Source organism: Actinomyces sp. ZJ308 (assembly GCF_011752065.1).
Lineage (GTDB): Bacteria > Actinomycetota > Actinomycetes > Actinomycetales > Actinomycetaceae > Actinomyces.
In genome coordinates, this window is sequence record NZ_JAAIJY010000051.1 from 1 (window position 1) to 9123 (window position 9123).

At 68.6% G+C, this 9123-nt stretch carries 9 protein-coding genes and 1 tRNA gene; 4 read left to right on the forward strand and 6 right to left on the reverse strand.

Going from position 1 to position 9123, the window contains the following annotated elements; translation table 11 throughout:
* Position 1: 1 nt before the first annotated feature.
* The gene (locus HCR68_RS13460) at positions 2-148 is read left to right on the forward strand and encodes an integrase core domain-containing protein (RefSeq protein WP_243859138.1); all 147 of its coding nucleotides are present in this window, start codon (positions 2-4) and stop codon (positions 146-148) included.
* 360 nt (positions 149-508) lie between these two features.
* Here HCR68_RS13460 and rplA read toward each other — a convergent pair whose 3' ends face one another.
* The 5 genes from rplA to HCR68_RS13485 form a co-directional block, all read right to left on the reverse strand.
* Complete coding sequence (gene rplA, locus HCR68_RS13465; RefSeq protein ID WP_167150315.1) at positions 509-1198, reverse strand: 50S ribosomal protein L1; 690 nt, start codon at positions 1196-1198, stop codon at positions 509-511.
* Between the two features lie 97 nt (positions 1199-1295).
* A complete protein-coding gene (rplK, locus tag HCR68_RS13470) occupies positions 1296-1727 on the reverse strand; it encodes a 50S ribosomal protein L11 (RefSeq protein WP_021605921.1) in 432 nt (143 codons plus the stop codon).
* Between the two features lie 252 nt (positions 1728-1979).
* A complete protein-coding gene (nusG, locus tag HCR68_RS13475; RefSeq protein ID WP_167150317.1) occupies positions 1980-2852 on the reverse strand; it encodes a transcription termination/antitermination protein NusG in 873 nt (290 codons plus the stop codon).
* A 132-nt stretch (positions 2853-2984) separates the two neighbouring features.
* Positions 2985-3221 (reverse strand): preprotein translocase subunit SecE, encoded by a 237-nt coding sequence (gene secE / locus HCR68_RS13480; RefSeq protein ID WP_167150319.1) that lies wholly within the window; start codon positions 3219-3221, stop codon positions 2985-2987.
* 96 nt (positions 3222-3317) lie between these two features.
* Positions 3318-3390 (reverse strand) — tRNA-Trp (locus HCR68_RS13485).
* A gap of 155 nt (positions 3391-3545) precedes the next feature.
* Here HCR68_RS13485 and HCR68_RS13490 point away from each other — a divergent pair.
* Positions 3546-4760: a pyridoxal phosphate-dependent aminotransferase gene (locus tag HCR68_RS13490; protein ID WP_167150321.1), complete on the forward strand. Its 1215-nt coding sequence runs from the start codon at positions 3546-3548 to the stop codon at positions 4758-4760.
* 96 nt (positions 4761-4856) lie between these two features.
* On the opposite strand, the gene HCR68_RS13495 is transcribed toward HCR68_RS13490, so the two are convergent.
* The gene (locus HCR68_RS13495) at positions 4857-6104 is read right to left on the reverse strand and encodes a phosphotransferase (protein ID WP_167150323.1); all 1248 of its coding nucleotides are present in this window, start codon (positions 6102-6104) and stop codon (positions 4857-4859) included.
* A 495-nt stretch (positions 6105-6599) separates the two neighbouring features.
* On the opposite strand from HCR68_RS13495, the gene HCR68_RS13500 reads away from it, so the two are divergent.
* Entirely contained in the window at positions 6600-7439 is an 840-nt protein-coding gene (locus HCR68_RS13500; RefSeq protein ID WP_243859143.1) for a hypothetical protein, read from the forward strand.
* A 194-nt stretch (positions 7440-7633) separates the two neighbouring features.
* Positions 7634-8683: an adenosine deaminase gene (locus HCR68_RS13505; protein ID WP_167150327.1), complete on the forward strand. Its 1050-nt coding sequence runs from the start codon at positions 7634-7636 to the stop codon at positions 8681-8683.
* Positions 8684-9123 lie beyond the last annotated feature (440 nt).

Consider the following 9123-nt stretch of genomic DNA (forward strand, 5'->3'; position numbering starts at 1 on the left):
GGTGTACCCCACGAGACAGAAGGCGATCAACGATATTGCCTCGTGGATCGAGCTGAGATACAATCATGTGCGCCTTCACTCAGCCCTGGGATACCGCACACCTAACGAGGTCGAGCAAGAATTCCTGAGCCTAACCAAGGCAGCCTGAAACACCAAACAAGCAGTGTCCGAAAAACACCCAGCAGCCCACACCGACATTCCCGTCAAGAACAGCTGATACGCACCTGGGCTCTGAGAGGAAGGACCGTCCTCGTCCTTGCGAGAGGGAGAGACAAGGACGAGGACGGTCGGCTTCTCCACTCCCCCAGCTCCCGATCCACCGACGTCTGCACCGTACTGAGCAAGGCGCCCAGCGGGCCATGGGCAGGTGCCCCCGTGGATATCCCGTGCGGCCCCGGGGTACGCCCCGGGCACTCCCCACGCGGTCCGGGTAGAGCACGGGTACAGAACGGCGTCGGCCGCCTCCCACATGAGGAGGCGGCCGACGCCGTCGTGAAGGAGAAAGCCCTCAGGCCTTGGTGACGTCCAGCGGGATGCCGGGGCCCATGGTGGTGGTCATGGTGGCCTTGAGGATGTAGCGGCCCTTCGAGGTCGAGGGCTTGAGGCGCAGGACCTCCTCCAGGGCGGCCTGGAAGTTGCTCTCCAGCTGCTCCTCGGAGAAGGAGACCTTGCCGATGATGAAGTGGAGGTTCGAGGCGCGGTCCACGCGGAACTCGATACGGCCGCCCTTGATGTCGGAGACGGCCTTGGCCACGTCCATCGTCACGGTGCCGGTGCGGGGGTTGGGCATGAGGCCACGGGGGCCCAGGACGCGGCCCAGGCGGCCGACCTTGCCCATGAGGTCGGGGGTGGCCACGGCGGCGTCGAAGTCCGTGTAGCCGCCTGCGACCTTCTCGATGAGCTCGTCGCCACCGACCTCGTCCGCGCCGGCGGCGAGGGCCTGCTCGGCCCGCTCACCCTGGGCGAAGACGACGACGCGGGCGGTCTTACCGGTACCGTGCGGCAGGGACACGGTGCCGCGGACCATCTGGTCCGCCTTGCGGGGGTCGACGCCCAGGCGGAAGACGACGTCCACGGTGGCGTCGAACTTGGTGACGGAGGTGGACTTGGCCAGGTGAATGGCCTCGGCCGGGGTGTAGAGGACTCCGGACTGGATCTTCTCAGCCGCGGCGCGGTAGGCCTTGGAGCGCTTGGTCATCTGCTTCTCCTTGCAGTCGTGGTGTTCGGGCCGCGCGAGGCCCTTCCACGGTTTCGTATGGGGTTGAGTTGTGAGAGCCGGTGATCCGGCGAGTGCCTCAGGCCTCGACGGTGATGCCCATGGAGCGGGCGGTGCCGGCGATGATCTTGGCGGCGGCCTCGACGTCGTTGGCGTTGAGGTCGGGCATCTTGGACTCGGCGATCTCACGCACCTGAGCCTGGGTCAGGGAGGCCACCTTCACGGTGTGGGGGGTGGCGGAGCCCTTGGGGATGCCCGCGGCCTTCTTGATGAGCTCGGCGGCCGGAGGGGTCTTGGTGATGAAGGTGAAGGAGCGGTCCTCGTAGACGGTGATCTCCACGGGGATGACGTTGCCGCGCTGCGACTCGGTCGCCGCGTTGTACGCCTTGCAGAACTCCATGATGTTGACGCCGTGAGCACCCAGGGCGGGGCCGATCGGCGGTGCGGGGTTGGCCTGGCCGGCCTGGATCTGGAGCTTGATCAGCCCGGCGACCTTCTTCTTAGGGGCCATAGGTATGGGTCCTTCTTACTTGTCCGGATGTGCTGCACGCCTGCCGTGCAGCCGTGGGTGCATGCGCACGCACGAGCGCTCATCGTAGCCCTCCACGGAGCTGCTCAGGGCGTCCGGTGCGCGGTATCACAGGAGAACGACCTGTGATACGTGGCTCCCGTGCGGTACCGGGTCTGTTGCCCGGACGGCCAGCGACCCGACGACGCAGGGTCTGCGTCGTCGGGCCACGGCGGATGACGGGAGCCGTCAGGATCAGATCTTGGCGACCTGGGTGAAGGAGAGCTCGGCAGGGGTGTCGCGGCCGAACAGGGAGATGAGCACCTGGAGCTTCTGGGTCTCGGGGTGGATCTCGGAGATCGTCGCCGGCAGGGACTCGAAGGGACCGTCGGTGACGATGACGGACTCGCCGACCTCGAAGGCGACCTCGAAGACCTGGCCGCCGGTGGCGATCTGGGTGCCGGACCCGGACTCGGGGGCGGTGGCCTCGGCGGCCTCGGCCTCCTTGGCGGCGATCTCCTCGGGCGTGGGGCCGAGCTGGGCGACGGCCTCCTCGAAGGTCAGCGGCACCGGGTTGTAGCGGTCACCCACGAAGCCGGTGACGGCCGGGGTGTCCTTGATGGTGCGCCATACCTTGTCGGAGGTCTCCGGGTCGTCCAGGTCCATGCGCACGAACACGTAGCCGGGGATGCGCACCCGGGAGACTTCCTTCTTCTTGTTGCCGTTCTTGATCTCGATGACCGTCTCCATGGGGACGGTGGCGTCGAAGATGTAGTCCTCGACCTCGAAGTTCTCGGCGCGGGCCATGATGTCGGTGGCCACGCGGCGCTCGTAGCCGGAGTAGGTGTGCAGGACGTACCACTGGCCCGGCAGCACTGACATCTGGCGGCGGAACTCGGCCAGCGGGTCGACGACGGGGGCCTCCTCGACCGCTTCAGCCGGCTCAGTCGGCTCGGCGGTCTCGACGACCTCGTCGGACACCGCGTCGTCGACGGCCCTGGCTCCGGCCACCTCGACGACCTCGTCGGTCTCAACGACCTCGGCTGCACCGTCAGCGCTGTCGGCGACGAGCGAGGCGAGAACCTCGGCGTCGTCGGGGGTGGTCTGCGAGGAGACGTCCTCAGACATGGTGTACCTGCTTTCCAGTGGCGTGAGACGAGCGGATGCGACGGGCTGCGCGAGCGGCAGCGGCAGTGAGAGAAGGAGTCAGGGGCGGACCCGACCGCCCACGTTGAGGGCGCGGCCGCTGAAGCCGGAAGGTCAGGCGAAGAGCCACATGACGGCCCGGTTGAAGGCGAAGTCCAGCAGCCCCGTGAAGGCCATGATGGCGAGGATGAAGACGACGACCACTGTGAAGTAGGTCCACAGCTCGTTCATGGTGGGCCAGACAACCTTGCGCAGCTCGTCAATGACCTGGCGGATGAACAGGGCGATGCGCCCGAAGAAGCCGCGCTTCCTGTCCGGCTTGCCTGCCGCGGCGCGTGCGCTCTCGCTCATGAATCTGGGTCCTCAGGGTCGACGGTCAGGTCAGTTCCCGCACAGCGGGGAGAAGACGAAACCGACGGGATCTCCCGACAGATCCGCCGTTCTCAGCAGGGCAGGCGGGACTCGAACCCACAACCGCCGGTTTTGGAGACCGGTGCGCTACCAATTGCGCCACTGCCCTTCAGCGGTGATCAAGTCTGCCACATGAGCAGACATTTGCGGTAACCGCAGGCCGTGGGGTGCGCCACGCCTGACCCGCGGCGTCACATGCGGACGAATCGCCGGGCGGGCGCGTTTTCGACGCGCAGGTTTCACGGACCGTGGGACCATAGTCGCGTGACACCTGCACCCACACACCGTGTTTCCGCCCGACTGTCCGCCATCGCCCCGTCCGCCACCCTGGCCGTCGACGCCAAGGCCAAGGCCCTCAAGGCCGCCGGCCGCCCGGTCATCGGCTTCGGCGCCGGAGAGCCCGACTTCCCCACACCGGACTACATCGTCGAGGCCGCCGTCGCCGCCGCGAAGGACCCGGCCAACCACAAGTACTCCCCCGCCAAGGGCCTGCCGGTCCTGCGCGAGGCCATCGCCGCCAAGACGCTGCGCGACTCCGGCTACGAGGTCTCCCCCGACGACGTCCTGGTGACCAACGGCGGCAAGCAGGCCGTCTTCCAGGCCTTCGCCGCGCTCGTCGACCCCGGTGACGAGGTTCTGCTGCCCGCGCCCTACTGGACCACCTACCCCGAGGCCATCGCCCTGGCCGGGGGCACCACCGTGGAGGTCTTCGCCGGCGCCGACCAGGACTACAAGGTCAGCGTCGACCAGCTCGAGGCCGCCCGCACGGAGCGCACCAAGGCGCTGCTGCTGTGCTCGCCGTCGAACCCCACCGGCTCGGTCTACACGCCCGAGGAGCTGACCGCCATCGGCCAGTGGGCCCTGGAGCACGGCATCTGGGTCATCACCGACGAGATCTACGAGCACCTCCTCTACGACGGCGCCCGGGCCGCGCACGTCGTCAAGCTGGTTCCCGAGCTGGCGGAGCAGACGATCGTCCTCAACGGCGTGGCCAAGACCTACGCCATGACCGGATGGCGCGTGGGCTGGATGATCGGGCCGAGTGACGTCATCAAGGCGGCCACCAACTTCCAGTCCCACCTGAGCTCCAACGTCGCGAACGTCTCGCAGCGCGCGGCGCTGGCGGCCGTCAGCGGTGACCTGGCCGCCGTCGAGCAGATGCGCACGGCCTTCGACCGGCGCCGGCGCACCATGGTGAAGATGCTCTCGCAGATCGAGGGGCTGACCGTGCCCGTTCCGCGCGGCGCCTTCTACGCCTACCCCAGCATCGAGGGGCTGGTCGGGCGCACGCTGCGCGGCACCGAGATCGACAGCTCGGCCACGCTGGCGGCGCTCATCCTGGAGCACGCCGAGGTCGCCGTCGTTCCCGGCGAGGCCTTCGGACCCTCCGGATTCCTGCGGCTGTCCTACGCACTGGGCGACGACGACCTGGCCGAGGGCGTGGGCCGGATCCAGAAGCTCCTGGCCGAGGTCGACTGACGACTCTCCCGAGCCGGGCATTCTTCGCCGAGACCGACGGAATTTCTGTGGGGCACCGCGAAGAATGCCCGGCTCGGCGGGAACGCTTGACGTGGCTCAGTGGGCCCCGCGGCGGGCCTGGATCTCGCGCCCCTGCGCCAGCCAGGTCTCGGCGCGAGCCAGGCGCCCCTCGGCGTCGGGACGCCACGGGCCGCCGTCCTCGCGGCGGGCGCCGGCCACCAGGGACAGGACCACGCCGGCGCAGCGAGCCCGCAATGAGACCGGGTCCACCTGCTGCTCGGCCATGCGGGTCCAGGTCTCCAGAATCGGGCGCAGCTTCGGGTAGGAGGCGGGCGCCAGGTGGTCCAGGACGCTGACGTGCCCCAGCAGGCAGGCCAGGTCGTCAACGCGGTAGCCGGGACCCAGGGAGTCGACGTCGAGCAGGCTGGTGACGGTCTCGCCCTCCATGAGGACATTCGCCTCGTAGAAGTCGCCGTGGACCGGGGCCGGTCGGCCGGCGTCGGAGGCGGCCATGAGCTGCTCGACCCCCTCGGCCACGGCCCGGGCGCGGGCGGCGTGCTCGGGCAGGACCGTGGCGGCTGCGTGCGCGTAGTGGCGGGCTCGCTCGGACCAGGCGGCATGCGCGGGCAGCTGCATGGCGCTGGTCGGCAGAGCGTCCAGCAGGGAGATGAGGCCGTTGAAGACGCGCTCGCTGCGCGAGACGCTCATGCCCTGGGACAGCAGACCGGACAGGGCCACACCTCGACCGGTGGACAGCAGGACGAGACCATCGGGGTCCTCGCGCAGGACCTCGGGCGCAGGCACGCCGGAGGCCGTCAGCAGGCGGTGCCGCTGGGCGAAGGACGGAGCCTGGCTCGGACGCAGCACCTTGGCGTAGGCGGTGGTCTCATCCGGGAAGGTGGCGCGCACAACGGCTCGGCGCGTGGGCCGGTAGGCGACCATGGTGGCCTTGACCTGGGTGCCGATCCTGGCGGAGAGCAGCGAGGGCGTGCAGGCCACCACCAGTCCCGGCAGCTCGGGGTCGGCCGGGTGACGCCATACGTGGACCGCGGGACCGTCCCCGCCGGTGGGGGCGACCCGGGTCAGACCCGGGGCGTGCGGGTTGGACAGGCGGGCCGTTGTGGCACACAGGTACTCGGTGGTGGAGCGGCCGTTGGGGGCGACGACAACCGCCGTATAACCCACGGACACACCCGCTCCAGGACGGTGGTGGACCGAGTGGACCTCCCAGCTGGCCAGGCGCTGGCCGGCCGGGGCGAGGGCGGCGGAGAGCACGGACGCGGCGCGCGGCCCCGTCAGCAGGGCCACCTCCTCGGGCTCCTGGGACGCCGACGAGTGGTTCATGACAGTTAGTGTGCCCCACCCACCTGATGGTTCGCCGCTAAATCGACCTCTCGTGTTCGGCAACAGCGGAAGCGCCGGGCGACCCTCACACGGCCGCAGGAAGGCGAGCTGAGGGGCCCGGGGCCGCGTTCGACCAGCGAATCTGTCACTCCGGGAGACTTTTAGGTCGGGTCGGAACCCACCTACCGGGATCGCCGCGAACATCTGCGCAGATCCCGGCCGGATCCCGGCCACGTCCCCCTCATCGCAGACTCCCGGCCAGACCCGAAAAGTCGCCAATCGTGACATAACGGGCGCCATCGGCCTCCAGCGGGCCTCACAGTTATCCACAGGAACGATCCACCGCTATTCATTTTTGATGCTGTTAAGCACCATTGAACTATGTTTGATGAAAAACGTCGGGACGATATTCGCGCTCGACTCGTGGCGCAGCACGGCGCAGCCCGGCTCTCCACCCTGCATCTCACGCGCAGTGAGCGCAGAACTGTGGCACGCATGCTGTCCGAGAGGACACTGATATCCCACCCCGACCACGTGGTGGCGCTGCCATCAGCCGAGGCCCATGTCATTACCTGCCGTCGGCTGGGAGGCGTCATGACCTGCGAGCACGCGATGAAGCACTACGGGATCCCGCTCAGGAAGCCTCCGGGCCCTCTGCACGTCGCCATCCCGGCGCAACGCAGCCGGATTCCCGATGCCATCGGCCGCACGGTGGTCCACCGCGTCAGAGGACTTCTCCTCCCCGAGAGCTCCAGACCACCCGTGGCCGAGTTCGAGCAGGCCCTCATCTGCTACATGCGGTGCGCCGATGAGCTCGACGCGCTCATCGCGCTTGATGCGGCACTGCGCATCGGCGCCACCACCCGCAGTCAGCTGGAGGCCGCACTGCGAGGCCCTCGGAACAAGCCTCTACAGGCTCTTGTCTCTCAGGCCCGGGCGGAGGCACGTTCTCTCCTGGAGACGATCGCTCGTCATGATCTGAAACGAGCCGGATACCGTCCTGTCGCAGCGGTGAGCGTTGACGGGGTCGGAGAGGTGGACCTGGTTCTCAGTCGAAGGCCGGATGCGATCGTCCCAGGACCAGCGGAAGGCACCCATATCCTCACCATGGCCGCCTCCCCAGCCCTGCTCGTCGAAACAGATGGCTACGCCTACCACTCCTCCCCCGCTGACTGGAGGCGAGATCACCTGAGAGACCAGGCCGCCCTCGCACGGGGACACACCCCTCTTCGACTTACCAGCGACCAGGTTCTGGATCGGGAGACGGTCTTGATCGTCTCCCAGGTTGCAGACCGCCTCGGCATCCGCTCAGATGTCACTCCGGGAGACTTTTAGTCGGGTTGGAACCCACCTACCGGGATCGTCGCGAGCATCTGCGCAGGTCCCCGCCGCATCCCGGCCACGTCCCCCTCATCGCAGACTCCCGGCCAGACCTGAAAAGTCGCCAATCGTGACATAACGGGCGCCATCGGCCTCGCGCAGGGGCGTCACGAGTGAGCAGACGGGCAGGCGCGTGGAAGAATTCTCCTATGCGCGACCTCGCCAGACTGCCCAAGGCGCACCTGCACCTGCACTTCACGGGGTCGATGCGCCTGGACACCCTCATCGAGCTGGCCTCGTCCTCACGCACGCGCCTGCCCTCCAGCTTCCTGGACGGAGACCCCCTGCGCGTGCCCGCCGACCGGCGAGGCTGGTTCCGCTTCCAACGCGCCTACGACACCGCCCGGGCCCTGGTGCGCACCGAGGAGGTCATGCGCCGCATCGTCCTGGAGGCCGCCCTGGACGACGCCGCCGAGGGCTCGCGCCGCCTGGAGATCCAGGTCGACCCGACCAGCTACGCCCCCTTCGTCGGCGGGATCACCCCCGCCCTGGAGATCATTCTCGACGCGGCCAAGCAGGCCACGGCTCTGACCGGCGTGGAGGTGGCCGTCATCGTGGCGGCGTCCCGGATGCGCCACCCGCTGGACGCCCGCACGCTCGCGCGTCTGGCGGTGCGCTACGCCGGGGACCAGCCGGGCGAGGTGGTCGGCTTCGGCCTGTCCAACGACGAGCGCGCCGGGCGGACCTCCTCCTGGGAGCAGGCCTTCGCCATCGCCCGCCGGGGCGGGCTCGCCTCCATGCCGCACGGCGGCGAGCTCCTGGGACCGGACCACCTGCGCGAGGTCGTCTCGACACTCGGCCCCACGCGCCTGGGCCACGGGGTGCGCGCCGGTGAGGAGCCCGCTCTGCTGGATGAGATCGTCGCCGCCGGCATCAGCCTCGAGGTCTGCCCGGCCTCCAACGTGAGCCTGGGCGTCTACCGCAGCGCCGACGACGTCCCCCTGCGCACGCTCATGAACCACGGTGCGCAGATCGCCCTGAGCGCCGATGACCCGCTGCTCTTCCAGTCCCGGCTCGTCGACCAGTACGAGATCGCCCGGGCCCTGGGCTGCGACGACGCCGAGCTGGCCGAGCTGGCCCGAGCCTCGATCCGCACCTCCCTGGCCTCGCCTAGCGCCAAGCGGGACTGGCTGACCGAGGTGGATGCCTGGCTGACGACACCCGACCTGCCCTCGAGTCCTGAGGCCGAAGGGCGCTAGGTTGTGTTACGAAACTGGGCCCGCGGGGATCTCTCAGAGCCGCAGTGAGCCATGTGACCCGTCGCGGTCGTACCTTAGGTCTCGCGTTCGAGGGGTAAAGGGTACGAACGCGCGACCTACCCTACGAACGCGCGGATGCCTCGCCGTACTTTCGCAACACGACCTAGGTGCTGCGAAAGGAGGAGCCCAGAGGTGACCGGGTCAGGTACTCGGCGCGTCGCGGACTCACTTGAGGCCCAGGCGGCTGATCCTGTGGGACAGTCCGCAGGCGCTCAGGTACTCCTCCGACGCCCGACGACTGTCTCGCCTCAGCCTAGATGAGTAAGTCCAAGGGGTGGGTTAGTGGTCGTAGGGGGTCAGGGAGCGTAGGACAGGCGCGCTGGTGAGGCTGTTGTGCCAGATGGCGGCTGTCAGGGCCAGGATTCGTTGGGTGATGCGTG

Excerpts from the sequence above, each read along its gene's own strand:
- rplA (WP_167150315.1), bottom strand. The coding sequence starts at position 1,198 with ATGACCAAGCGCTCCAAGGCCTACCGCGCCGCGGCTGAGAAGATCCAG.
- rplK (WP_021605921.1), bottom strand. The coding sequence starts at position 1,727 with ATGGCCCCTAAGAAGAAGGTCGCCGGGCTGATCAAGCTCCAGATCCAG.
- nusG (WP_167150317.1), bottom strand. The coding sequence starts at position 2,852 with ATGTCTGAGGACGTCTCCTCGCAGACCACCCCCGACGACGCCGAGGTT.
- secE (WP_167150319.1), bottom strand. The coding sequence starts at position 3,221 with ATGAGCGAGAGCGCACGCGCCGCGGCAGGCAAGCCGGACAGGAAGCGC.
- HCR68_RS13495 (WP_167150323.1), bottom strand. The coding sequence starts at position 6,104 with ATGAACCACTCGTCGGCGTCCCAGGAGCCCGAGGAGGTGGCCCTGCTG.
- HCR68_RS13500 (WP_243859143.1), top strand. The coding sequence starts at position 6,600 with ATGCTGTCCGAGAGGACACTGATATCCCACCCCGACCACGTGGTGGCG.
- HCR68_RS13505 (WP_167150327.1), top strand. The coding sequence starts at position 7,634 with ATGCGCGACCTCGCCAGACTGCCCAAGGCGCACCTGCACCTGCACTTC.